The organism is Variovorax sp. 01T439_2 (assembly GCF_056398445.1).
Genome location: NZ_JBFTPJ010000041.1, coordinates 1 through 23,131, shown reverse-complemented (window position 1 = coordinate 23,131; position 23,131 = coordinate 1). Strand labels below are relative to the sequence as shown.

Sequence of the window (23,131 nt, the reverse complement as noted above, 5' to 3'; positions counted from 1 at the left end):
TCACCACGATCATGATCAGCGTCATCGTGAGGATCAGGATCGGGTCGAACTGCGGCATGCCGAAGTGAAAGGGCAGCACGATGTCGACCCACGCGGCCTTGCCCACCTTTTCATAGGTCATGAGGCCGGTGATTGACGCCACCACCGCGCCGATCACGATGCCCAGCAGCACCGAGATGTTGGCGATGAAGCCCTTCGCGTACTTGACGATCAGCAGGATCGACACCAGCACCAGCGCCGCCACGCCGAAGCCCGACAGGTCCGCATACTTGGGGTTGGGCACGGTCGGCATGATGGCAAAGCCCTTGGGCACCGCCGGGATCGAGCTGCCCGGCGAGGTCACCTCCGCGAGCCACTTCGCATACACCGGGTCCACCAGCGCGGGCGCCGTCGGCCCCACCGGGTTGCCGAAAATCCAGTTGATGCCCACGCGCATCAGGCTGATGCCGATCACCGCGATGATGGTGCCCGTGACCACCGGCGGAAAGAAGCGCAGCATGCGGCTCACCAGCGGCGCGATCAGTATCGACACCACGCCCGCGCCGATGATCGCGCCGAACAGCAGCTGCGCGCCGTTCTGGCCCGGGTTCGCGTTGGCAATGGCCACCATCGGCGCGACCGATGCGAAGGTCACGCCCATCATCACCGGCAGCCTGATGCCGAACCACTGCGTGGCGCCCAGCGCCTGGATCAGCGTGGCGATGCCGCAGCAGAACAGGTCGGCCGAGATCAGGAGCGCCACCTCGTCGGGCGAGAGCTTGAGCGCGCGCCCGACGATCAGCGGCACCGCAACGGCCCCCGCGTACATCACCAGCACATGCTGAAGGCCCAGGGCCGCGAGCTTGCCCGAAGGCAGCCGCTGGTCCACCGGATGGACTGTGGAAAGGGTGTCGGCCGTCATTGCGTTTCTCCTGCAGCGGCAAGGGGAAAGGGGCGTGGACGGCGCGGTGCCCGTGGCGTCCACTCGTTGTGTACGCCAAACTGTATACAATTTATGCCGCAATCCGGATGCAGGAAAACCCGGATCAGTTTTCCATCTTGAGCCTTCGCATGAGCCAGTTCGCGGTGAACTCGAAGTGCTCGCTCATGTTCGACTCCGCCGTGTGGCCGTCCTCCCCGAACACCAGCTGCGTCACGTTGAAGCCCAGCGCCGCAAGGGATGCGGGCTCGTCCCGGGAGACGAGGTCTTCGCGCGCGCCGTTCACCATGAGAATGGGCTTGCGCAGCTGCACCGCGGTCGGCTTCTTCAGCTGGCGCGAGAGCTGGAATGCTTCGTAGTAGTCGCACATCGCTTCGCGCGGCGTGGTCTGCGGATTCATGTTCGCAAACATCGTGTAGGGCGCGACGATCCATGCAGGAGCCACCTTGCAATGCGCCTGCCCAAAGCTCGAATCGCTGGGGCCGCCCACATTGACGATCGCCTTGTAGAAGTCGTTGCCAAGGCCGCCCAGCGTTCCCAGGTAGCCTCCCATGCTCCAGCCGTACACGGCCACGCGGTTCGCGTCCAGGTCGCTGCGGGTCTTGATGTAGTCCGCCACCGTGTCGAACATCGCATGGGACTCCGGACGGAAGCCGAGCTGGTTCTCCCCGGTGTCCGGGTTCTCCACAATGATGGTGGCGAAGCCGCGGCCCATGAAGTAGTCGCTGTGCCGGATCATCTCGGTCTTCATGTTGTCGAGGCCGCCAAGAATGACCAGCACCGGCAGCTTCTCGTTGCCGCCCGGCCGTGCCGGCGGCGCCCGGAAGTAGCCGATGAATTCCTTGGCGCCGGTCTTGAACGCGATCCGCTGCAGCGGCTTTCCCAGGAGCGCATGGGCTCGTTCGGTCGCCTGCAGGTCCGCCGCGGGAACACGCTTGGGAAGCCGGTTCATCCGAAGATAGAAAGCGGCCTTCCTGTATTCGGCCGATGCAGCCGCGCCGTTGCCCCGCTCTTCGAATGCGCGGGCCCGTTCCAGGTGCACCTGGGCAGGCTTGTCGAAGATCGCTTGCCAGGCTGCCTGCGACGGCCCGGCGTGTTCCGGCAGCGCCGCGGCGATTTCGTCGAAGCTGCGTGCTTCGATGCCGGCATCCTCGAGCCACCAGCAGATGTTGAATTTGAACGAAGGGTGCATGCGGGCGATGCCTCCCGGGTACTCCGCCTGCCCCTTGCTGCAGAACTCGGCCATGCTGCCCGCGGTCCTCGCGGCAGGGAGGCCCTGGGCCGCGGATTCCTGCGGCGCTGCCGCGATGCAGAGGACGGCTGCGAAGGCCGCGGAGAGGTTCAGGATCGATCTGTGGGTCACGGTCTTTTTCTCTTGTTCAGGATTCGGTTCGGGCCGGCACACCGGGCAGCCAGCCATTGCCGCGATACCAGGCGAGCGTGTCGGCAACGGTCTGCTCGACCGGGCGAAACTTCAGCTGAAGCTTCTGCTCGCTCTTCGTGTGATTGAAATGGCTGCGCCCCGCCTCCTTGCGCATCAGCCGCACGGTGGCCAGGCTGAGCAGGATGGGCTTGCCGGTGGTCCGCGCGTAGAGCTCCTGCACCGCCGCCAGCAGATACAGGAGCGGAAAGGGCAAATGGCGCGTCGGCGTCTTGATGCCTGCGATCTTTCCCACCAGGGGCACCAGTTCCTGCATCGTCATGTGGCGGCCGGCCGCCAGGTAGCGTTCGCCGCGCTGCCCGTGCTCCGCGGCCGAAATCTGCGCCCTGGCCACATCGCGGGCGTCGACGACGGAAAAACTGCCGGGCACCAGCCCGGGCAGTTTTCCGAGCACCACGTCGTTGACGAATTGTCCTGACGAGGTGGGGCCGATATCGGCCGGCCCCCACATCCATCCGGGCAGGACGAAGCTCGCATGCATGTCCGGGTGCGTGCCCAGAAAGGCCGACACGACCTGGTCGGCCATGATCTTGCTGCGGTAGTAGTCGTCGCCGGCGTCGGCCAGCTCGCGCAGGCAGGTCTCGTCCATGGGCACGCCCGGCTCGCCGTTGAGCACCGCGATGGACGAGGTCTGGACGAAGCGCCGGATGCCCGCGCCGTAGGCCTGCTCGATGAGCTGCCGCGTGCCGTCCACATTGATGCGCTTGAGCTCTTGCCAGTGGCTGCCGCCCTTGAAGTTGTCCCGGAAGAACGCGGCGGTGTGGAACACCACGTCGCAGCCTTGCAGCGCGCCAGCGAAGGCGGGCACATCGGCCATGTCGCCCAGCACCAGTTCGACGCCCTTCACGCCCGCAAACTGCTGCTGGCCCTTGGCCTTCGAGCGGACAAGGGCCTTGACCGAGACGCCGCGCGCGACCAGTTCGCGCACCAGGTTGTTGCCGAGAAGGCCGGTCGCGCCGGTGACGAACGCGGACCTCAAGGCCTTGGGTTTTTCCATATCAATCGAATTTCAAAAATCAAACGAGTTTTGAATGTAGCCGCGGCATTTTCAAATATCAAGTGATTTCTGAATATTGGATGGACGATATCCAAAGTTCATGTGATATCTTTTGAGGCATGAGCCCGACGACAGCAAGAACGCGCCTGACCCGCGAGGAAAGCCGGGCGCAGACGCGCGAGCGCCTGGTCGAAACCGCGCAGCAGCTGTTCGTCTCGAACGGCTATGGCGGCGCGTCGATCCGCGACATCGCGGACAAGGCGGGCTATTCCCAAGGCGCCTTCTATTCGAACTTCTCGAGCAAGGAAGACGTCCTCTTGGAGCTGCTGCGCCGGCACATGGAGGCGGAGGCGACGCAGCTCTTCAGCGTGATGGGCAACGAGCAGCAGGAGCCCGGGCAGATGCTGGCCGAGTTGGAAGCCTGGGCTTCCACGCTCAATCACGATGCCGACTGGTGCATGCTTTCCATTGAACTCCAGCTGCACGCCAACCGCAGCCGAAGCTTCGCTGCGGAGTACCAGAAGGTGTGGAACAAGCACCGGTCCGAGCTCGGCGGCGTGATCGGCCAATTGTTCGGCAAGCTCGGGCGCACGCCTCCTGCCGCACCGGACGAACTGGCCGCCGCCTTCATGGCCCTGTCGCATGGGCTGGCGCTGCAGAGGATCAGCACGCGCCCGGATCCCTCGGGGCGGCTGATCATGGTGTTCCTGCGCGGACTGATCGCAGGTGCGGAAGACCTCGGAACGGCCGCTGCCGCACCGGCCGGCACTCCTGCGCGCGCGCCAACGAAGCGCGCTCCGAAAGCCGGGCGCTGAATCGTCCCCAGGCTCCCTCTAGGCGAGCAGCGCCTTCACCAGGTCGAGCTGGCGGTCCGGCTTCTCGGTGCCGAGTTCCAGGCTGGCCTCGATGCGCTCCAGGTGGTCGATCATGCAGAGCACGGCGCCTTCCACGTCGCCCTTGCGGCAGATGCGAAGGAAGTCCGAGTGCTCGTCCGACGAGCAATGCGGGTCGTTCGACGAGTAGTAGAGCATTGCGATCAGCGAGCTGCGCGCGACCAGTTCGCGCACCAGCTCGGCCAGCGTCTTGTTGCCCGTGGCCTCCGCCAGCGCCACATGGAAATCGCCCAGCACCTTCTCGCGCACGGTGCCCGTGGTGGTGGTCTGGCGCAGCGCGGTGCGCTCGAACTTGATGTGCTGCTCCAGCACCTGGTAGTCGCGCGGCCGTGCATTGGCGATGAACAGGCGCACCACCTCGCTTTCGAGGATGCGGCGCACCGCGAACACCTCGCGCGCCTCCTGCACCGTGGGCTGGCACACGAACGCGCCCTTGTCGGGAATCATCTCGATGAGCTTGTCCTTCGAGAGCATCAGCAAGGCCGCGCGGATCTTGGTGCGGCTCACCGAATAGACGCGGCCCAGCGCCTCCTCGCGCAGCCAGGTGCCGGGCGGCAGGCGCTTCTCGACGATGGCGGTGGCGATGTCCTGCGCGATGCTTTCGATGGAGCTGCCCTTGTCGGTGGCGGCTGCGCTGTTCTCGGCCGCAGCGGCGGTGGTGGCGGGGGAGGCGGTGGATTTGGAACTGGCGCGGGGCATGCGCAGATTGTGGCTCAGCGGATAGCGGCCGCGCGCGTCGGGCGCCGTCAGCCGCGCAAGGTGAAGCTCTCGAGCGCGCCCTTCATGGCCTTGGGCAGCGGATGGGCCAGCTCGCCGCGCTTGCTGGTCGAGAGCTTCAGCGCGACCAGCGATTCGACCAGCCGGGTGGCCGCGGCCACGCCGTCGATCACCGGCACGCCGAGCAGGCCGCCGATGTGCTCGCACAGGTCGGTCATGCCGGCGCAGCCCAGCACGATGCAGTCGGAGCCGTCTTCCTCGAGCGCGCGGCGGCATTCGTCGACGATGCGCTCGCGTGCCTTGGAGCCGGGCTCCTCGAGCTCGAGCACCGGCAGCTCGCAGGCGCGCACCTTGGCGCAGAAGCGCTCCATGCCGTAGACCTCGGCCAGATGCCAGGCCTGGCCCATCGTGCGGCCGAGCGTGGTCACCACGCTGAAGCGGCTGCCCACCATGCTGGCCAGGTGCATCGCGGCTTCGGCGATGCCCACCACCGGGCCGCGCGCCAGTTCGCGCGCCGCCTTCAGGCCCGGGTCGCCGAAGCAGGCGATTACGTACCCGTCGAAGCCTTCGCGCTCGCCGGCCGCAATTTCCTGCAGCAGGCCGGGCACGGCCAGCGCCTCGTCGTAGTGGCTTTCGATGGAAGCCGGCCCCATGGCCGGGCTGACCGCGACGATCTGCGTGCCGGCGCTCGCCACCGCGCGGGCGCAGGCGCCGATCTTCTCGGTCATGCTCCAGGTGGTGTTGGGATTGATGATCTTGATGCGCACGGCGCGGCCCTTTCTTTCTCTTTCAGTGTTTCAAGTCTTGTTGCTGCGGTTCAGCAGGGCGTAGATGACGAAGCCCAGTGCCATGCCGATGAACCATGCATAGTTCGCGCCACCGCGCAGCACCGGCACCATCACGCAGAGGATCGGCACCAGCGCGGACGGGATCAGCGCCTGGATCGCCTTCGGGTTGTAGCCGCCGCTGTACCAGTATTCGCCCTTGGGGCTCATGGTGTAGAGCGCGTCCACGTCGATGCGCTGCTTGCGCACGATGTAGTAGTCGGCAATCAGGATGCCGAACAGCGGGCCGATGAAGGAGCCCAGCACGTCGAGCGTGTAGTGGATGACCTCGGGGCTGTTGTAGAGGTTCCACGGCGTGAGGAACACCGAGCCCACCGCCGCGATCATGCCGCCCGTGCGCCAGCTGATGTGCTGCGGCGCCACGTTCGAAAAGTCGAAGGCCGGCGAGACGAAGTTGGCGACGATGTTGATGCCGATGGTCGCAATCATGAAAGTCAGCGCGCCCAGCACCACGGCGGTGGTGCTGTCGATCTTACCCACGGTGTGCACCGGATCGGTGATGAGTTCGCCGAACACCGGCAGCGTGGCCGCGGTGGTGATCACCGTCAGCAGCGAGAAGAACACGAAGTTGATCGGCAGGCCCCAGAAGTTGCCCTTCTTCACCGCGTCGAAGCTCTTGCCGTAGCGCGAGAAGTCGCCGAAGTTGAGCATCGGGCCGCTGAAGTAGCTCACCACCAGCGCAATGGCCGAGAGCATCACCGGCAGCGCGTCCCAGCCCTGGAACTTGATGCCGCCCAGGTTCAGGTCGATCTTGCTCCAGCCGGCCTTCCACACCAGCCAGCCGCAAAGCACGGCCATCACCACGTACACGGCCGGGCCGGCCCAGTCGATGAACTTGCGGATCGCTTCCATGCCGTGCCAGAACACGAAGGCCTGCAGCACCCACATGACCATGAAGGCCACCCAGCCCAGCGCCGACAGGCCCACGAAGCCGTGCGTGGCCACATCGGCATACGGCGCGAGGTTCGGGAACATGTGCAGCGCGAGCACCATGAAGGCGGCCGAGGCGAGATAGGTCTGCACGCCGTACCAGGCCACCGCGATCAGCCCGCGGATGATGGCCGGGATGTTGGCGCCCAGCACGCCGAAGGGCGCGCGGCACACCACGGGATAGGGCACGCCCGTCACCTGGCTCGGCTTGGCCACGAGGTTGCAGAAGAACTGCACGATCACGATGCCCACCAGCAGCGACACCAGCACCTGCCAGCTCGACAGGCCCAGCGCAAACAGGCTGCCGGCCGTGATGTAGCCGCCCACGCTGTGCACGTCGGACATCCAGAACGCAAAGATGTTGTATTGGCCCCAGGTCTGCTTGCGCAGCGGGGCCAGGTCTTCGTTGGTCAGCCGCGGGTGGTAGCCGGGCTTGATCAGCGCATTGGATTCGGCATGCGGCGCATGGCCGGCTTCGCTTGCCCCCGCGGGAGCCTGGCTGACGACTGTGCTCATGGTCTTTCCTCGTGCGAATGGGTGGATGGAGGACCGTTTCCAGCGCAGATTCCGCACCGGTGATCGGGTGCGTTATTTGTATACAAAAACCGTGTGCAATCAAGCCCATCCGGCAAATCATATATCCGTAGATTCCCTGAGATGGCGGCCGGCAGCGCCAACGAAAAAAGGCGCCCTGGCCCGTGGCCATGGCGCCTTTCGAGGGCGAGCGGAGCCGGTGGGCGGTCAGTCGGCCTCGGCCGGGGACAGCATCGTTCCGCGGCAGTGGGGCGAGCCGCAGTGGCAGGGGTATTTGTCGGCGGTCGAGCCGTCGTCCGCGGTCAGCGAGTAGTCGATGAACAGCTCGTCGCCGGCATCCACGGCAACCAGGGTCTGGAACTTGAGCATCAACTCGCCCGCCTCGTCGTACTCCTCGACCGCTTCGCAGTTGGGGTCGCAGGCGTGGTTCAGGTGGCGCGTGCCGTTGCCGCCCTTGGCGCCGTCGATCGTTTCCTGGTTGGAGAGCGTGAACAGGTAGGTGAGCTGGTCGTTCCACGTCCTGGCGGCGATCTCCTGCTGCGTGTAGCGCCGGCCTTCGTAGAGGCCGAGGAAAGCCTGGGCGGGCAGGTCGCGCGTCGCGAAGGCGCCGAGCCCGTGCACGCCGCTGGGGCCGACACGGATGAAGGGCGTGGACGAGGTCTGCTTGCGGGTTTTCATGCCGCTCATTCTGCAGGCTCTTCGTCCTGCTGCGCCTGGAACATGCGCGTGAAATCGCAGCATTCCTGCGCCAGCATCACGATCGACGACGTCAGCGCGCTGCGGTGCTCGCCCTTGTGCATGGCCACGTAGCGCACCACCGGCAGCGCGGGCTGCACGTCGATCACCGCGAGCATGCCGGCCGAAACCAGCGGGTCCAGGCAGCGGCGCGGAAGATAGCTCACGCCCAGGCCCGACACCGTGAGGCCCGTCAGCGCCACCAGGTTGCTCACCACGATGGTGTCGGCGGGCTGCACGCCCTGGTCCTTCATCCAGGCGTCGTAGGCGCGCCCGGTGCCCGAGTTCTTGCCCTGCACCAGCATGCGGTGGCGCGCGAGCTCGTGCAGCCGCACGGTGCCGGTGGCGGCCACCACGCCGGGCTTGCACATCCAGGCGCTCTGCACCTTGCCGATGGCCTTGCTCTGCATGCGCGAATCGGCAAAGGTGTCGGGCACGATCACCAGGTCGAGTTCGTCGGCCAGCAGCTTGTCGCGCAGCTGCAGGCTGTCGTCCACGTCGGGCTCGAGGACGACCTTGGGGTAGTGCCGCTGGATCACGCCGACCAGCCGCGGCAGCCACGTCATGGCCGTGAGCTCGGTCACGCCGATGCGCAGCCGCCGCTGCACCACGCCGGGCTTGCTGAACTGCTCGACCGCAGCATCGCGCTGCTCGAGCAGCCGGGACGCGAGCACGAACATCTCCTCGCCCTTTTCGGTGAGCCGCGCGGTGCGCTGGCTGCGGTCGAACAGCTCGGTGTCGAACAGCAGCTCGAGTTCATGCACCCGCTTGGACACGGCCGACTGCGAGGTATGCAGCTGGTTGGCCGCCTGCGCGAAGCCGCCGAGCTTGGCGATCCAGTACAGGGCCTCGAGCTGCTTGAAGGTCATCACGATGCACGCGCCTTGAATTGAATACTTTTATTCATCTTATTCAATCACAAAAAATCGCTTTTGGAAATTTGATGGCGCACCGAAGATTCGCCCCGTGCAGTCCCGCGTACTTCCGGCCTCATCTTCAAAGGAACATTCCATGAACTTCAAACTGTCCCTCGCTTTCGGCGCCAGCATCGCGCTGCTGTGCGGCGCCGCGGCCGCGCAGGAGAGCCCCACGCTGCGCAAGATCAAGGAAACGGGCACGGTGCAGATCGGCAGCCGCGACACGCAGATCCCGTTCTCCTACAAGACCGGCGCCGAGAGCGCGCCCATCGGCTTCACCAACGAGATCTGCCTGAAGGTGGTGGACGCCATCAAGGCGAAGCTCGGCCTGCAGAAGATCGAGGTGCGCTACACGCTGCTCAATTCGACCAACCGCATTCCGCTGGTGCAGAACGGCACGGTCGACCTCGACTGCGCGACCACCACCAACACCGTGCAGCGCCAGCAGCAGGTCGACTTCGCGCCGAGCCATTTCGTCACCAACATCACGGCCGCGGTAAAGAAGAACTCGGGCATCAACTCGATCGCCGACCTGCAGGGCAAGGCGGTGGCCACCGTGGCCGGCAGCACCTCGATGCAGCTGCTGCGCGGTTTCCGCAAGACCGAGAACATCGAGGTGCAGGAGATCGCGGGCAAGGACACGGCCGATGCCTTCCTGCTGCTTGCGAGCGACCGCGCCGTGGCCTACGTGCTGGACGACGTGCAGCTGGCCGGCCTCATCGCCAACCAGCCCAATGCCGCCGACTACAAGCTGCTGAAGGACGTGCTGCGCCAGGAACCCTACGGAATCATGATGCGCAAGGACGACCCCGAGTTCAAGACGATCGTCGACCAGGCGGTGACCGAGATGATGAAGTCCGGCGCCATCGACAAGCTCTATGCGAAGTGGTTCATGTCGCCCATTCCGCCGCGCAACGTGAACCTCAACTTCCCGATGTCCGACGCAGTGCGCGAGGCCTACAGGAACCCCAACAACAAGGGCGTTTGAGCATGCCGGCCAACACACAGCACGCCAACGGGCTGGCGTTTTCCGATGCGCTGATGCGCGAGGTGAAGCAGCGCTTTCTCAACGTCGACCACGACCACCACGGGCGCGAGCGCCTCTACTTCGACAACGCGGGCGGCTCGTTCCGGCTGAAGGCGGCGGCCGAGCGCTTCGCGCAGGTCGACGCCATTCCCGACAACGCCGAGCGCATCCACGCCACCGCCGTCGAGCTGCAGCAGATCCAGGCCCGGGGCAGCGACGACGTGCGCACCATCCTCAACGCGCGGGGCGGCAGCGTCTACGCGTCGCTGACGGCATCGGGCGCGATGTTCGACATGGTGCGCGCGGTGGCCGAGAACGTGCCGGGCACCAACATGGTCACCACCGTGCTCGAGCATCCCTCGTCGTTCGACGCGATGAGCCTCTATGCCCAGAAGGCCGGCCGCGAGCTGCGGGTGGCGAAAAGCAACCGCGAGACCGGCGGCGTCGATGCCGACGAGATCGTGCGGCTGGTGGACAAGGACACCTGCCTGCTCAACGTGATCCATGCCTCGAACATCTCGGGCGCCAAGCTCGACCTGGAGCAGATCGTGCGGCGCGCGCGCGAGATCAAGCCCGATCTCTACATCGTGGTGGATGCCGTGCAGCACGCACCGCACGGCCTGATCGACCTGCAGAAGACGCCGGTGGACGGCATCAACATGGCGCCCTACAAGTTCTTCGGCTGCCGCGGCTCGGGCCTGTCGTGGGTGTCGGAGCGCGCGGCGCAGCTGCCGCACCACAAGCTCGCGGGCAAGAAGCCCGACTTCTGGGACCTGGGCAGCTCGGCCCCGTGGCAGTTTGCCGTGCTCACCGAAATCGTCGACTACGTGTGCTGGCTCGGTGGCCATTTCACGCAGGCCACCGGGCGCCGCGCCTTGTTCGAAGCCGGCATCACGCACATCGAACTGCACGAGCGGGCGCTGCTGTCGGCGCTGCTGGACGGAAGCGGCGGCATGCCCGGCCTGCGCAGCATCGAGGGCGTGAAGGTCTTCCTCGACCATCCGGACCTGACGAAGCGCGACCTGATCATCGGCATCGGCTTCGAGCACYTCGACTGCACGCAAGCCGTGGTCGAGTACGGCTTGCGCGGCGTGACGGTCTACGAGCGCGTGGCGAGCAGCATCTATTCGAAGCGCATGCTCGACTCCTTTGGCCTCGAAGGTACCGTGCGGGTTTCGCCGCTGCACTGCCACTCGGCGGCCGACATGGAGAAGTTCCTGCGCGTGACGCGGGAGATTGCGCTCAGCGCGAGTGGGCCGCGGACAGGAAGCGCCGGATGACCGGCACCACCTGCGCGAGGTGCGTCTCGAGCAGCCAGTGGCCGCCGTCGGTCAGCACCAGCTCGGCGTTTGGCAGGTCGCGCAGGTAGGCGCGCGCGGAGGCCTCGGGCATGTAGCCGTCGTTCGGCCCCCAGACGATGAGCGCGGGCGGTTGGTGCTCGCGCAGGAAGGCCTGGTAGCGTGGAAACCATTCGAGGTTTTCTTTCAGGCCTTCCATCAGCTGGCGCGCGAGTTCCCGGCGCTGCGGCGTGTTCATCAGCGGCCAGTGCAGCTTCCATAGGTCGGGTGGAATCTGCGCCGCCTGGGCCTCGGGAACCTCGCCGACGAACTCGGCGCGAAAGCCCTCTTCGTTCACCGCCTTCTCGAGCACGGCGCGGTTGCTGGCCGACGGATCGCGCCAGAAGGCCTGGATGGCGCGGTACTTGGGGCCGAGCGTGTCTTCGTAGATGTCGCCGTTCTGGATGATCACCGCGGCCACGCGCTCCGGATGCCGGATGGCCAGGCGCAGGCCGATCTGTGAACCGTAGTCGTGCAGGTAGAGCGCATAGCGATCAAGCCCCAGCTTGCGGGAGAAGGCTTCGAGAAAGCCCGCATAGGCATCGAAGTCGAAGCCGAAGGCCTCGGCGGGCGGCGTGTCGCTGAGGCCGAAGCCCGGGTAGTCCGGCGCCAGCAGGCGCCACCGGTCCGCCAGCAAAGGCATGAGCCGGCGGTACTGGAACGACGAGCACGGATAGCCGTGCGGCAGCAGCAGCACCGGCGCGTCGCGCGGGCCGGCTTCGCGGTAGAAGACCTGCATCCCGTCGAGCTCGGCGAAGCGATGCACGACCGCATGGGCGTCGGCCGTGAGGGTGGGTGTGGAACTGCGTTCGGTCATGCAGCCCATGCTGCGCGCCGGCGCGCGCGGGCGGATGTAGGCGGCGACTGATGCGCGGCGTCGGACGCCCGCAATGCGGGCGCCGCTTGCCGCTTCGGATCAGGCCAGCAGGTCGCTCAGCGTGCGCGCGATCACCTTGGTGGCGCGGCGCAGGTCTTCGAGCACCACGCGCTCGTCGCTGCGCTTGGCGTGCGATTCGAGCACGGTGCGCGGGCCGGCGCCGTAGATCACGCCCGGAATGCCGGCTTCGCCGTACAGGCGCACGTCGGTGTACAGGGGCGTGCCCATGGCCTTGATGGGCTCGCCGAACACTTCCTGGCCGTGCTTCTGGATCGCATCGACCAGCGGCTTGTTGCCGGCCATCGGCTTCATCGAATTGGCGAGCAGCAGGCGCTTGATCTCGACCGTGATGCCGGTGCTTTCCGCGGCCGCATCGGCGATCACCTTGCGGATCGTGGCCTCGACCTCGACCGGGTTCTCTTCGGGGATCATGCGGCGGTCGAGCTTGAACACCACCTTGCCGGGCACCACGTTGGTGTTGGTGCCGCCTTCGATGCGGCCCACGTTGAGGTAGGGGTGCGTGATGCCCTCGACCTTCGACGTCACCTGCTGGTAGAGCGTGTTCTGCGCATAGAGCGCATTGAGGATCTTCACCGCGCCCTGCAGCGCATCGATACCGCTGGTGGGAATGGCGGCGTGGGCCATCTTGCCGTGCACCGTCACTTCCATCTGCAGGCAGCCGTTGTGCGCGGTGACCACTTCGTAGCTGAAGCCGGCCGCGATCATCAGGTCGGGCTTGGTCAGGCCTTGCTTGAGCAGCCAGCCCGGGCCGAGGATGCCGCCGAATTCCTCGTCGTAGGTGAAATGCAGCTCGACGCTGCCCTTGGTGGGCCTGGCCACGGCTTCGAGCGCGCGCAGCGCGAAGGTGAAGCTCGCGAAGTCGCTCTTGCTCACGGCGGCCGCGCGGCCGTAGAGGGGTTGGTGATCGACTCGAGGCCGTAGTCCTTCACTTCCTGTTCCGGCACCGCGTGCTTCTCGGCATCCAGGCCGAAGTCCTTCAGCAGCTCGGCCGTGCGCTCGGCGTGCGGCGCGTTGTTGCCAGGCGGCGTGTCGGTGGGCACCTGCACCAGTTGCTGCAGGAACTGCACTTCCTCGTCGAAGTGGGCGTCGATCCAGGCGTCGAGCTTGGCGTAGTCGGTCATGGTTTTTCTTTTCAGTGGGCTTGTTCGGCGGCGAGGTTGTCCAGCAGGTGCTGGAAGGCCTGCACGGCCAATTGAATGTCGTCGTTGGTGCTCGATTCGAGCGGGTTGTGGCTGATGCCCGAGTTGATGCCGCGCACGAAGAGCATGGCCTGCGGCATCACCTCGTGCAGCTTCATCGCGTCGTGGCCGGCGCCGCTGGGCATGCGAAAGAGCGGCACGCCGAGCGAATCGACGGCCTTTTCCCAGCGCTGCTGCCATGCGGGCGCGCTCGGCGCAGCGGCCGCGCGCATGGCTTCCTCGATGACGAAGCGCACGCCGCGGCGGTCGGCAATCTCCTGCAGCGCGGCCAGCACGTCGCGCACCACGGCGTCGCGCTGCGGATCGTTGGGCGCGCGGATGTCCAGGCTGAACTTGCAGCGTCCGGGCACCACGTTGATCGAGCCGCTCGGCACTTCGAGCATGCCCACGGTGGCGACGGAGTCGCCGTCCTTTGCCGCGCGCTGCTCGGCGAAGAGGATCAGTTCGGCCACTGCGGCGGCGGCATCGCGGCGCCGGCCCATCGGCGTGGTGCCGGCATGGCTGGCCATGCCGATCATCTCGCCCACGTAACGCACGCCGCCGTTGATGGAGGTGACGATGCCCAGGGGGATGTCGAGCTCGGTCAGCACCGGGCCCTGCTCGATGTGCACCTCGACGAAGCCGAGGTAGCGCGCCGGGTCGCGCTGGATCTTCGGAATGTCTTCTTCCTTCAGGCCCGCATGCCGCATGGCCTCGCGCATCGTGATGCCGCCGGCATCCTTCTGGTCGAGCCAGCGCTGGTCGAAGTGGCCGATGAGCGCGCCCGATCCCAGGAAGGTGGCCTTGTAGCGCTGGCCTTCTTCCTCGGCAAAGCCCACCACCTCGAACGCGAACGGCAGGCGCCGGCCCTGGCGCTTGAGTTCGCGCACACAGGCTACGGCCACGAAGATGCCCAGGCGGCCGTCGTACTTGCCGCCGTTGCGCACGGTGTCGTAGTGCGAGCCGGTGAGCAAAGCCTTCGCATTGGGCGTGCTGCCTTCGTAGCGGCCGACCACGTTGCCGACCGCATCGATGTGCACCGAGTCGAAGCCGCAGTCGCGCATCAGGCCGGAAATCTGCGCGGCGCAGGCGCGGTGCGCATCGGTCAGGTAGGTGACGGTGAGCTGGCCTTTCTCGGCGTAGCCCGGGTCGGTGTGCGCCGAGAGCGCTTCGTGCCAATCCCAGACGTCGTTGCCGAGCGAGACGTCGGCGCCGAACTTGTCGTCGAGCCGGATCTCGGCGATGCGGTGGATGTTGCGCAGCGCCTCGCCCAGCTCGAAGTCCGGGTGATGGTGCAGCCGGCGCTCGAAGGTGTCGATGATCTCGCGCTTGGAAAGCCCGGTGCCGCGCGGCCCGCGCACCGCCAGGATGAACGGGAAGCCGAACTTCGCGTTGTAGTCGGCATTGAGCTGCTGGATCTTCGCGAACTCTTCGGGCGTGCAGTCGGTGAGGCCGGCCTTGCCCTGCTCATGGGTCGACTCGGCCGTGAGCGTCTTGCTGACCATGGCCTTGCCCGCGAGCTCGGGGTGGGCACGGATCAGGCCCAGCTTTTCGTCGGTCGAGGCCGCGGCCACCGCCTGCACGAGCGCATGCTTCAGGTGCGCGAGCGAGCGGAACGGGCGCGCCGCGAGCGCGCGCTCGGCGATCCACGGCGAATGTTCGTAGGTGCCGTCGAGCAGCGCCACGGCATCGCCCGGCGCGGCGGCATTCAGTTGGTCGAGGGTCAGGCTCATGACGGGTCTCCGGTGGCGGCCGCTTCGTAAGGATGGGCCTGCTTCCAGTGGCGCGCGATGTCCACGCGCCGGCAGACCCACACGTCCTCGTGCTGGCCGATGTGATCGAGAAAGCGCTGCAGCGCGGTGATGCGGCCGGGCCGCCCGAGCAGGCGGCAGTGCATGCCGATGCTCATCATCTTGGGGCTGTTGTCGCCCTGCGGATCGCCTTCGGCATAGAGCGCGTCGAAGCTGTCCTTCATGTACTGGAAGAACGGGTCGGCGTGCGAGTAGCCCTGCGGCAGCGCAAAGCGCATGTCGTTGCAGTCGAGCGTGTAKGGCACGATGAGCTGCGGCACCACGGTGCCGTCGGACTTCTGCACCTTCATCCAGAAGGGCAGGTCGTCGCCGTAGTAGTCGCTGTCGTATTCGAAGCCGCCGTAGTCGGCCACGAGGCGGCGCGTGCGCGGGCTGTCGCGGCCGGTGTACCAGCCCAGGGCGCGTTCGCCGGTGAGCTTTTCAATCGCTTCCATGCCCAGGCGCATGTGTTCGCGCTCGGTGGCCTCGTCGAGGTTCTGGTAGTGAATCCAGCGCCAGCCGTGGCAGGCGATCTCGTAGCCCAGTTCCTTGAAGGCCGCGGCCAACTCGGGGTAGCGCGCGAGCGCCATGCCCACGCCGAACACGGTGAGCGGCAGGCCGCGCTTCTCGAACTCGCGCAGGATGCGCCAGACGCCGGCGCGCGAGCCGTATTCGTAGATGCCTTCCATGCTGATGTGCCGGTCCGGAAAGCTCGCCGGATTGAACATCTCGGAAAGGAACTGCTCGGAGCCCGCGTCGCCGTGCAGCGTGGCGTTCTCGCCGCCCTCTTCGTAGTTGAGGACGAACTGCACCGCGATGCGCGCGCCGCCGGGCCACTGGGCATGGGGCGGATTGCGGCCGTAGCCGACGAGGTCGCGCGGGTAGGGCAGGGTGGTGTCGTAGACGGTCATGGGCGTTCGTTCAGGACAGGGCGAGCGAGATGTCGTTGGTGGGCACCTTGCGGTCGAAGGTGAGGTTGGCTTCGACGTGTTCCAGGTGTTCGGTCATGAGGCGCACGGCGCGCTCCTCGTCGCGCGCGGCCAGCGCCTTCACGATGTCGGCGTGCTCGTCGTTCGAGTGCTCGGCCGCGCTGGTGCTCTGGTACATGAGCGTGATGAGGGCGCAGCGCGAGATCAGCTCGCCGAGGATCTGCGCCAGCACCTGGTTGCCCATGAGCTCGGCCATGCGCACGTGGAAGTCGCCGAGCAGCTCGGTGCGGCCCGAGATGTCCTCGCCCGACACCGCGGATTTTTCGAGTGCCACGTGCTCCTTGAGCGCCTTGATCTTGGCCGGCGTGACGGTGCGCACGAACTCGCGCGTCATCTCGGCCTCGAGCATGCGGCGCACCGCGAACACCTGCCTGGCTTCGTCGACGGCCGGCGCTGCCACGAAGGCGCCGCGCGCGGGCTCCAGGCGGATGAGCTTGTTCTGCGACAGCTGGAACAGCGCCTGGCGCACCAGCGTGCGCGACACGCCGAAGTGGTCGGCCAGCTTCTGCTCGGCCAGCTTGGTGCCGGGCTGCAGCCGGTGGTCGACGATCGCCTTGGTGAGCGCGTCGACGATCGAACGGGTGGTGGAGGACTCCATGTTTTTCATGATAGACCCAAAGCCGGTAACTGTATACACTTTTGTCCACCGGAATTTCCCGCACCTGATTCGACCTTCGAAGGAGCGCCCCATGGGCTTGAGCACTCACGTACTGGACACGATGCACGGCGGCCCCGCGGCCGGCATGGAGGTGGCGCTGTACACCACCCAAGGCGACGACGCCACGCTGGTGAAGCGCTTCACGCTGAATTCGGACGGCCGCAGCGACGGGCCGCTCTACGACAACCACTCGCTCAAGGCCGGCACCTACCGGCTGGTGTTCGACGTGGCGGGCTACTTCAAGGCGCGCGGCGTGAAGCTGCCCGAGCCGAACTTCCTCAACAAGGTGTCGCTGGACTTCGGTGTGGCGCACACCGACCAGCACTACCACGTGCCGCTGCTCGTGAGCCCGTGGAGCTACTCGACCTACCGCGGGTCCTGAGGTGTCAATCCCCCTGGGACTGTCCTTCGGTCAGGGTGTCGAGCTGGAAGCGCCCGCTCTTGTCCCACAGCCAGGTGTCGGTCCAGGTGACCGGGCCGAGGCGCGTGGCGGCGGGGAAGGGCGCGGCCTGCAGTACCGCGCGTTCGATCTCGGCGATGACCTCGGGCGCATGCTTGGGCGCGCGCATCCAGTGCATCGACACCACGCGGCCGCCGGCATCGAGGTTCACCTGCAGCGTGCCCACGGCATAGAGCAGCGGCGGCAGCTGGCCGCCGTAGATGCGCGAGCGGTTGATCTCGTAGATGTGGCGCGCGGCATCGCGCCGGTAGTCGCGCGCGGTGGCCGCATTCGATGCGCGCGGCGCGGGGCCGCTGGCGCTGCGGTCGGCCGTGGCCCCGCTCAGCTGGCCGGGCACAGAACCGGCGCCGGGGCCGGTGGTGCCGCATCCGGCGATCCAGAGGGCGCAGAGGGAAGAGGCAAGAAGGGCGAGGCGGCGCGGCGTAAGCTGACGGTTCATCGCCGGGTTTATACAGTGAGTCACGCGCATCCCCGCAACCGAAGGTATCGAGAATGAACGGCTTGGTCGATCAGCTGCTGGCGCGCCTGGCCCGCGAAGATGCGGTGCTGGTGCGCGTCGAATCCACGCAGGGCTCGGCGCCGCGCGAGGCGGGCACCTGGATGGCGGTGTGGGCCGAAGGGCTCACGGGCACCATCGGCGGCGGCCAGCTCGAATTCCAGGCCACGCGGGAAGCGCGCGAACTGCTCGCGGGGCGGCGCGCGATCGACGGCATCGAGCGCTACCCGCTCGGCCCGAGCCTGGGCCAGTGCTGCGGCGGCGTGATGTTTCTCTCTTACCGGCGCATCACGGCGGCCGATGCGCCGGCCTTGCAGCGTGAACTGGTTGCACAGCTCCAGCCCGTGGCGCTGTTCGGCGGCGGGCACGTGGGCGCTGCGCTTGCGCGTCTGCTGGCCAGCCTGCCGTTTTCGGTGCGCTGGATCGACAGCCGCGACGGCGTGTTTCCCGGTGCGCTGCCGGCGCAGATCGAGACCGAGCATTCCGAGCCCGTACAGGACGCCGTGGCCGCGCTCGCGCCGGGCAGCCGCGTGCTGATCATGAGCTTCAGCCACGCCGAAGACCTGGACATCGTCATCGCCTGCCTCAAGCGCCTGCGCACGCATGGCGACCTGCCCTACATCGGCTTGATCGGCAGCAAGACCAAGTGGGCCACCTTCAGCCACCGGCTCGAGGCGCGCGGCTTCAGGCCCGAGGAACTGGCGCGCATCACCTGCCCGATCGGCGTGCCCGGCATCACCGGCAAGGAGCCCGAGGTGATCGCGGTGGCGGTGGCGGCACAGTTGTTGCAATCACTGGGCTGAACAGGGTTTTCCCGGCGGCGACGCCTTCAAAAAAGCATCCCGCCACTTGCCAAAACTGTATACACTTTCGGTCCACAACAAGCCGCAGCGGAGCGAGGCCCATTTCATGGAGCCTGCGTTCGCGGCACTTTCTCTGCTTACAGCGCCCGCAGTGGTGAGCAGGCTGAAGAAACCCCTTCGCGGCGCCGCCACGCGCCGACGGGGTTGAGAGAGAGCACCACACATGGAAAGCTATTACCTCGACTGGGCCAACCTGCTGCTGCGCTGGGTCCACGTCATCACCGCCATCGCCTGGATCGGCGCCTCCTTCTACTTCGTGATGCTGGACAACAGCCTCGAGAAGCCGCAGGACCCCGAGTCGCTCGACAAGGGCGTGGGCGGCGAGCAATGGGCCGTGCATGGCGGCGGCTTCTACAACATGCAGAAGTACGCGCTGGCGCCCAAGCGGCTGCCGGACCACCTGCACTGGTCGTACTGGGAGAGCTACAGCACCTGGCTCACGGGCTTTGCGCTCTTCACCATGTCGTACCTGTGGAACGCCAGCACCTACCTGATCGACAAGTCGAAGATGGACTGGCAGCCCGGCGCCGCCATTGGCGTGGCCCTGGCTTTCTTCGTGGTGTTCTGGATGGTCTACGACGGCATCTGCCAGGTCTTCGGCCGCCGCAAGAACGGCGACACCATCGTCGGTGTGCTGATCGCGCTCTTCATCGTGTTTGCGACCTGGCTGGCCTGCCAGTGGTTCGCGGGCCGTGCGGCCTTCTTGCTGGTGGGCGCGATGATGGCCACCACGATGAGCGGCAACGTTTTCTTCTGGATCATTCCGGGCCAGCGCAAGAACGTGCAGGCGCTGCGCGAAGGCCGGCCGGTGGATCCGGTGCACGGCCAGCGCGGCAAGCAGCGCAGCGTGCACAACACCTACTTCACGCTGCCGGTGCTGTTCGCGATGCTGAGCAACCACTACAGCTTCACCTACACGCACAAGTACAACTGGATCGTGCTGCTGCTGATCATGCTCGGCGGCGCGGCCATTCGCCAGTTCTTCGTGGTGCGGCACCGCTTCAAGCTCGGCAACGCGGGCAACCCGCTGCCCTATGCGCTGATCGGCATCGTGGTGCTGGGGCTCACCATCGTCTGGATGAAGCCCGAGCCGGCGGCCGCGCCTGTGGCTGCGGCAGCAGCGCCCGCCGTGGCGTTCAAGGACGTGCAGAAGGTGCTCGAGCAGCGCTGCTTCATGTGCCACGGCGAGGCCGTGCAGATGAAGAACGTGCGCGTCGATTCGCCCGAGCAGGTGGCGGCGCATGCGCAGGCCATCTACCAGCAGGTGGTGGTCACGAAGATCATGCCGATGAACAACGCCACCGGCATCACCGACGAAGAACGCGCGCTGATCGGCCGCTGGTTCCAGGCCGGGGCAAAGACGAACTAGACCGACCGCGGTCAAGAGGGCAGGCCGCCGTTCGCCGCACAATCGCCCGATGGAGACAAAGCAAGCCATGACCGCATCGAACCCTTCCTTCGGCCCCGCACCCGATCCGCGCGAAGCACCGCGCGCCTTCCTCGAACATCTCTACCGCGTGGCGGTGGACCGCGCGCTGCCGCTGTCCACGCTGGGCGCGCACCTGCCCAAGCCGCCCAAGGGCCGCACGCTGGTGCTGGGCGCGGGCAAGGCGGGCGGCTCGATGGTGCAGGCGCTCGAGGCCCTGTGGCCGGCCGACGCGCCGCTGTCGGGCCTGGTCGTCACGCGCTACGACCACATCCCGCCGCGCCCCGAGGGCGTGCCGCAGCGCATCGAGCTCGTCGAGGCCGCGCATCCGGTGCCCGATGCGGCCGGGCAGCAGGCGGCGGCGCGCATCCTCGCGCTCGCGCAAGGCCTCACGGCCGACGACCTCGTGCTGTGCCTGATCTCGGGCGGCGGATCCTCGCTGCTCGTCTTGCCGGCCGAGGGCCTCACGCTCGAGGACAAGCAGCGCATCAACAAGCAGCTGCTCGACAGCGGGGCCGGCATCGGCGAGATGAACTGCGTGCGCAAGCACCTCTCGCGCATCAAGGGCGGCCGTCTGGCGGCGGCCTGCGCGCCGGCGCGCGTGGTCACGCTCACCATCAGCGACGTGCCGGGCGACGATCCGGCCGTCATCGCGAGCGGTCCCACGGTGCCTGACGCCACCACCTGCGCCGATGCGCTGGCCATCCTCGACCGCTACGGCATCGAGGTGCCGGCGCCGGTGCGCGCGCAGCTCGAGAGCGGCGAGCTCGAAACCCCGAAGCCGGACGACGCGGTGTTCAAGGGCCATGAAGTCCACCTGATCGCCACGCCCCAGCAATCGCTCGAAGCGGCGGCCAAGGCGGCGCGCGCGGCCGGCATCGAGGCGCATATCCTCAGCGACGAGATCGAAGGCGAATCGCGCGAGGTCGGCAAGATGCATGCGGCCCTGGCGCGCGCCGTGGCGCACCGCGGCCAGCCGTTCGCGCGGCCCTGCGTGATTCTTTCGGGCGGCGAAACCACGGTGACCATTCGCCCGCGCCAGCCTGGCCAGGCCAAGGGCCGGGGCGGGCGGGCCGGCGAGCTGTGCATGGGCCTGGCCGGCGCGCTCATGGGCCAGCCGCAGGTCTGGGCGCTGGCGGCCGACACCGACGGCATCGACGGCGTGGAAGACAACGCCGGCGCCTTCGTCACGCCCGATACGCTGGCGCGTGCCAGCGCGGCCGGCAGGAAGCTGTCGGACCACCTCGACCGCAACGACGCGTACGGCTACTTCGACGCGATCGGCGACCTGTTCGTGACCGGCCCCACCAACACCAACGTCAACGACTTCCGCGCGCTGCTGATCCTGTAGCGGCCGTCACGGCGGCAACGGCAAAAGGGGCCGGTTTCCCGGCGCCGGCGGGTTTGGCGAACTCGGGTTAATCTATGCACCCGGCGGCAATTTGCCGCCGTTGTCGCAAGCGCACCTTTCGGGTGCCGCGCCGCGCACCCAGATTTCCCCTTTTCACCATCATCCAGTCCTCGAAGGAAAAGTTCGCCATGACCGCCACCTACACCGACACCCRCCTGCTGATCGACAACGAATGGGTCGACGCCACCGGCGGCAAGACGCTGGACGTCGTGAACCCCGCCACCGGCAAGGCCATCGGCAAGGTGGCGCATGCCAGCATCGCCGACCTCGACCGCGCCCTGGCCGCCGCCCAGCGCGGCTTCGAAAAGTGGCGCAACACGCCCGCCAACGAGCGCGCCGCCGTCATGCGCCGCGCCGCCGGCCTGATCCGCGAACGCGCCCCTGAAATCGCCAAGCTGCTCACGCAGGAGCAGGGCAAGCCGCTGGCCGAAGCCAAGGGCGAAACGCTGGCCGCCGCCGACATCATCGAGTGGTTCGCCGACGAAGGCCGCCGCGTCTACGGCCGCATCGTGCCCTCGCGCAACCTGGCCGCGCAGCAGCTGGTGATCAAGGAGCCGCTGGGCCCGGTCGCCGCATTCACGCCGTGGAACTTCCCCATCAACCAGATCGTGCGCAAGCTCGGCGCCGCGCTGGCCACCGGCTGCTCGTTCCTGGTGAAGGCACCCGAAGAAACCCCGGCCTCGCCGGCCGCGCTGCTGCAGGCTTTCGTCGATGCCGGCATTCCGCCTGGCACCGTGGGCCTGGTGTTCGGCAACCCGGCCGAAATCTCGAACTACCTGATCTCGCATCCGATCATCCGCAAGGTCACCTTCACGGGCTCCACCCCGGTCGGCAAACAGCTGGCCGCGCTGGCCGGCTCGCACATGAAGCGCGTCACCATGGAGCTGGGCGGCCATGCGCCGGTCATCGTGGCCGAGGACGCCGACGTGGCGCTGGCCGTGAAGGCCGCGGGTGCCGCCAAGTTCCGCAATGCGGGCCAGGTCTGCATTTCGCCGACCCGCTTCCTGGTGCACAACAGCCTGCGCGAGGAATTCGCCCGCACGCTGGTCAAGTACACCGAAGGCCTGAAGCTCGGCGACGGCCTGGCCGAAGGCACGACCCTGGGCCCGCTCGCCAACGCGCGCCGCCTCACGGCCATGGCCCATGTGCTGGACGATGCGCGCAAGAAGGGCGCCACCGTGGCGGCCGGCGGCGAACGCGTCGGCGACACCGGCAACTTCTTCGCGCCCACCGTGCTGACCGACGTGCCGCTCGATGCCGACGTGTTCAACAACGAGCCCTTCGGCCCGATCGCGGCGATCCGCGGCTTCGATACGCTGGAAGAAGCGATTGCCGAAGCCAACCGCCTGCCGTTCGGCCTGGCCGGCTATGCCTTCACCCGGTCGATCAAGAACGCGCACCTGCTGAGCCAGAAGCTCGAGCTCGGCATGCTGTGGATCAACCAGCCCGCCGCGCCCTCGCCCGAAATGCCCTTCGGCGGCGTGAAGGATTCGGGCTACGGCTCGGAAGGCGGCCCGGAGGCGCTCGAGGCTTACCTGAACACCAAGGCTGTTTCGATCATGAGCGTCTGAGCGGCCCCGTTCGGTCCGCTCCGGTTCTTATAAAAAACGGCATCGCTTTGCGGCGGTGCCGTTTTTTTTGTCCTTGTTTTTTCAGGGCGCGCTCCCCCC

The 23,131-nt window shown here is 67.0% G+C and carries 21 protein-coding genes and 1 pseudogene; 8 read left to right on the top strand and 14 right to left on the bottom strand.

Translation table 11 applies throughout. The features are described 5' to 3' along the window. The 3 genes from AC1DOC_RS03655 to AC1DOC_RS03645 all read right to left on the bottom strand — a co-directional run. On the bottom strand, nt 1-901 hold a 901-nt coding region (locus tag AC1DOC_RS03655), incomplete at its 3' end, for a solute carrier family 23 protein (RefSeq protein WP_478129412.1). A gap of 124 nt (nt 902-1,025) precedes the next feature. Next, nucleotides 1,026-2,282, bottom strand: a complete 1,257-nt coding sequence (locus tag AC1DOC_RS03650) for an alpha/beta hydrolase family protein (RefSeq protein ID WP_412511594.1) — start codon at nt 2,280-2,282, stop codon at nt 1,026-1,028. A 16-nt stretch (nt 2,283-2,298) separates the two neighbouring features. Beyond that, nucleotides 2,299-3,357, bottom strand: coding sequence for an SDR family oxidoreductase (locus AC1DOC_RS03645; RefSeq protein WP_278881327.1), 1,059 nt, complete (start codon nt 3,355-3,357; stop codon nt 2,299-2,301). A 119-nt stretch (nt 3,358-3,476) separates the two neighbouring features. Here AC1DOC_RS03645 and AC1DOC_RS03640 point away from each other — a divergent pair, with 119 nt between their 5' ends. Further along, nucleotides 3,477-4,172 carry a TetR/AcrR family transcriptional regulator gene (locus AC1DOC_RS03640; RefSeq protein ID WP_412511593.1) on the top strand — a complete coding sequence of 232 codons (696 nt, stop codon included), beginning with the start codon at nt 3,477-3,479 and terminating at the stop codon, nt 4,170-4,172. 18 nt (nt 4,173-4,190) lie between these two features. Here the strand turns inward: AC1DOC_RS03640 and AC1DOC_RS03635 are convergent, their stop codons facing one another. The 5 genes from AC1DOC_RS03635 to AC1DOC_RS03615 all read right to left on the bottom strand — a co-directional run bounded on the left by AC1DOC_RS03635 (nt 4,191) and on the right by AC1DOC_RS03615 (nt 8,880). Beyond that, on the bottom strand, nt 4,191-4,949 hold the full coding sequence (locus tag AC1DOC_RS03635) for a GntR family transcriptional regulator (protein WP_412511592.1): 759 nt from the start codon (nt 4,947-4,949) through the stop codon (nt 4,191-4,193). A 47-nt stretch (nt 4,950-4,996) separates the two neighbouring features. Then, entirely contained in the window at nt 4,997-5,734 is a 738-nt protein-coding gene (locus AC1DOC_RS03630; RefSeq protein WP_412511591.1) for an aspartate/glutamate racemase family protein, read from the bottom strand. A gap of 30 nt (nt 5,735-5,764) precedes the next feature. Further along, nucleotides 5,765-7,258, bottom strand: coding sequence for an NCS1 family nucleobase:cation symporter-1 (locus AC1DOC_RS03625; RefSeq protein WP_412511590.1), 1,494 nt, complete (start codon nt 7,256-7,258; stop codon nt 5,765-5,767). Between the two features lie 225 nt (nt 7,259-7,483). Next, a complete protein-coding gene (locus AC1DOC_RS03620; RefSeq protein WP_015866710.1) occupies nt 7,484-7,963 on the bottom strand; it encodes an SET domain-containing protein in 480 nt (159 codons plus the stop codon). After that, nucleotides 7,960-8,880, bottom strand: coding sequence for a LysR family transcriptional regulator (locus AC1DOC_RS03615; RefSeq protein ID WP_062365868.1), 921 nt, complete (start codon nt 8,878-8,880; stop codon nt 7,960-7,962). Before AC1DOC_RS03615 ends, AC1DOC_RS03620 begins: the two co-directional genes overlap by 4 nt. Before the next feature lie 142 nt (nt 8,881-9,022). On the opposite strand from AC1DOC_RS03615, the gene AC1DOC_RS03610 reads away from it, so the two are divergent. Both AC1DOC_RS03610 and AC1DOC_RS03605 read left to right on the top strand, forming a co-directional pair. Next, nucleotides 9,023-9,916 carry an amino acid ABC transporter substrate-binding protein gene (locus AC1DOC_RS03610; protein ID WP_412511589.1) on the top strand — a complete coding sequence of 298 codons (894 nt, stop codon included), beginning with the start codon at nt 9,023-9,025 and terminating at the stop codon, nt 9,914-9,916. Between the two features lie 2 nt (nt 9,917-9,918). Continuing rightward, a complete protein-coding gene (locus AC1DOC_RS03605; RefSeq protein ID WP_478129411.1) occupies nt 9,919-11,235 on the top strand; it encodes an aminotransferase class V-fold PLP-dependent enzyme in 1,317 nt (438 codons plus the stop codon). On the opposite strand, the gene AC1DOC_RS03600 is transcribed toward AC1DOC_RS03605, so the two are convergent. The 5 genes and pseudogenes from AC1DOC_RS03600 to AC1DOC_RS03580 form a co-directional block, all read right to left on the bottom strand. Beyond that, the gene (locus AC1DOC_RS03600; RefSeq protein WP_412511587.1) at nt 11,198-12,109 is read right to left on the bottom strand and encodes an alpha/beta fold hydrolase; all 912 of its coding nucleotides are present in this window, start codon (nt 12,107-12,109) and stop codon (nt 11,198-11,200) included. The genes AC1DOC_RS03605 and AC1DOC_RS03600 overlap by 38 nt on opposite strands. Nucleotides 12,110-12,208: 99 nt before the next feature. Continuing rightward, nucleotides 12,209-13,311: pseudogene (locus AC1DOC_RS03595) on the bottom strand (M20/M25/M40 family metallo-hydrolase). A gap of 11 nt (nt 13,312-13,322) precedes the next feature. After that, nucleotides 13,323-15,101 carry a 2-oxo-4-hydroxy-4-carboxy-5-ureidoimidazoline decarboxylase gene (uraD, locus tag AC1DOC_RS03590; RefSeq protein ID WP_412511585.1) on the bottom strand — a complete coding sequence of 593 codons (1,779 nt, stop codon included), beginning with the start codon at nt 15,099-15,101 and terminating at the stop codon, nt 13,323-13,325. Then, nucleotides 15,098-16,069 carry an allantoinase PuuE gene (gene puuE, locus AC1DOC_RS03585; protein WP_412511584.1) on the bottom strand — a complete coding sequence of 324 codons (972 nt, stop codon included), beginning with the start codon at nt 16,067-16,069 and terminating at the stop codon, nt 15,098-15,100. The genes uraD and puuE overlap by 4 nt, the downstream gene beginning before the upstream one ends. A 10-nt stretch (nt 16,070-16,079) precedes the next feature. Then, on the bottom strand, nt 16,080-16,745 hold the full coding sequence (locus AC1DOC_RS03580; protein WP_230537845.1) for a GntR family transcriptional regulator: 666 nt from the start codon (nt 16,743-16,745) through the stop codon (nt 16,080-16,082). Between the two features lie 91 nt (nt 16,746-16,836). On the opposite strand from AC1DOC_RS03580, the gene uraH reads away from it, so the two are divergent. Further along, nucleotides 16,837-17,187 (top strand): hydroxyisourate hydrolase, encoded by a 351-nt coding sequence (uraH, locus tag AC1DOC_RS03575; RefSeq protein ID WP_015866701.1) that lies wholly within the window; start codon nt 16,837-16,839, stop codon nt 17,185-17,187. Nucleotides 17,188-17,191: 4 nt separating this feature from the next. Here the strand turns inward: uraH and AC1DOC_RS03570 are convergent, their stop codons facing one another. Continuing rightward, entirely contained in the window at nt 17,192-17,704 is a 513-nt protein-coding gene (locus AC1DOC_RS03570) for a hypothetical protein (protein ID WP_278875260.1), read from the bottom strand. Between the two features lie 53 nt (nt 17,705-17,757). Between AC1DOC_RS03570 and xdhC the strand changes: the two genes are divergently transcribed. The 4 genes from xdhC (at nt 17,758) to AC1DOC_RS03550 (ending at nt 23,032) form a co-directional block, all read left to right on the top strand. Beyond that, nucleotides 17,758-18,564 carry a xanthine dehydrogenase accessory protein XdhC gene (xdhC, locus tag AC1DOC_RS03565; protein ID WP_015866699.1) on the top strand — a complete coding sequence of 269 codons (807 nt, stop codon included), beginning with the start codon at nt 17,758-17,760 and terminating at the stop codon, nt 18,562-18,564. A 223-nt stretch (nt 18,565-18,787) separates the two neighbouring features. Further along, nucleotides 18,788-19,993 (top strand): urate hydroxylase PuuD, encoded by a 1,206-nt coding sequence (locus tag AC1DOC_RS03560; protein WP_278875252.1) that lies wholly within the window; start codon nt 18,788-18,790, stop codon nt 19,991-19,993. A 67-nt stretch (nt 19,994-20,060) separates the two neighbouring features. Next, nucleotides 20,061-21,401, top strand: a complete 1,341-nt coding sequence (locus tag AC1DOC_RS03555) for a glycerate kinase type-2 family protein (protein WP_412511583.1) — start codon at nt 20,061-20,063, stop codon at nt 21,399-21,401. A gap of 188 nt (nt 21,402-21,589) precedes the next feature. Continuing rightward, nucleotides 21,590-23,032: an NAD-dependent succinate-semialdehyde dehydrogenase gene (locus AC1DOC_RS03550; protein WP_478129410.1), complete on the top strand. Its 1,443-nt coding sequence runs from the start codon at nt 21,590-21,592 to the stop codon at nt 23,030-23,032. The last annotated feature ends 99 nt before the right edge of the window (nt 23,033-23,131 follow it).

Bases quoted from the DNA above. Each gene is read 5' to 3' on its own strand.
- AC1DOC_RS03645 (WP_278881327.1), bottom strand. From the start codon at position 3,357: ATGGAAAAACCCAAGGCCTTGAGGTCCGCGTTCGTCACCGGCGCGACC.
- AC1DOC_RS03640 (WP_412511593.1), top strand. From the start codon at position 3,477: ATGAGCCCGACGACAGCAAGAACGCGCCTGACCCGCGAGGAAAGCCGG.
- AC1DOC_RS03635 (WP_412511592.1), bottom strand. From the start codon at position 4,949: ATGCCCCGCGCCAGTTCCAAATCCACCGCCTCCCCCGCCACCACCGCC.
- AC1DOC_RS03625 (WP_412511590.1), bottom strand. From the start codon at position 7,258: ATGAGCACAGTCGTCAGCCAGGCTCCCGCGGGGGCAAGCGAAGCCGGC.
- AC1DOC_RS03620 (WP_015866710.1), bottom strand. From the start codon at position 7,963: ATGAGCGGCATGAAAACCCGCAAGCAGACCTCGTCCACGCCCTTCATC.
- AC1DOC_RS03615 (WP_062365868.1), bottom strand. From the start codon at position 8,880: ATGACCTTCAAGCAGCTCGAGGCCCTGTACTGGATCGCCAAGCTCGGC.
- AC1DOC_RS03610 (WP_412511589.1), top strand. From the start codon at position 9,023: ATGAACTTCAAACTGTCCCTCGCTTTCGGCGCCAGCATCGCGCTGCTG.
- AC1DOC_RS03600 (WP_412511587.1), bottom strand. From the start codon at position 12,109: ATGACCGAACGCAGTTCCACACCCACCCTCACGGCCGACGCCCATGCG.
- uraD (WP_412511585.1), bottom strand. From the start codon at position 15,101: ATGAGCCTGACCCTCGACCAACTGAATGCCGCCGCGCCGGGCGATGCC.
- AC1DOC_RS03580 (WP_230537845.1), bottom strand. From the start codon at position 16,745: ATGGAGTCCTCCACCACCCGTTCGATCGTCGACGCGCTCACCAAGGCG.
- uraH (WP_015866701.1), top strand. From the start codon at position 16,837: ATGGGCTTGAGCACTCACGTACTGGACACGATGCACGGCGGCCCCGCG.
- AC1DOC_RS03570 (WP_278875260.1), bottom strand. From the start codon at position 17,704: ATGAACCGTCAGCTTACGCCGCGCCGCCTCGCCCTTCTTGCCTCTTCC.
- xdhC (WP_015866699.1), top strand. From the start codon at position 17,758: ATGAACGGCTTGGTCGATCAGCTGCTGGCGCGCCTGGCCCGCGAAGAT.
- AC1DOC_RS03560 (WP_278875252.1), top strand. From the start codon at position 18,788: ATGGAAAGCTATTACCTCGACTGGGCCAACCTGCTGCTGCGCTGGGTC.
- AC1DOC_RS03555 (WP_412511583.1), top strand. From the start codon at position 20,061: ATGACCGCATCGAACCCTTCCTTCGGCCCCGCACCCGATCCGCGCGAA.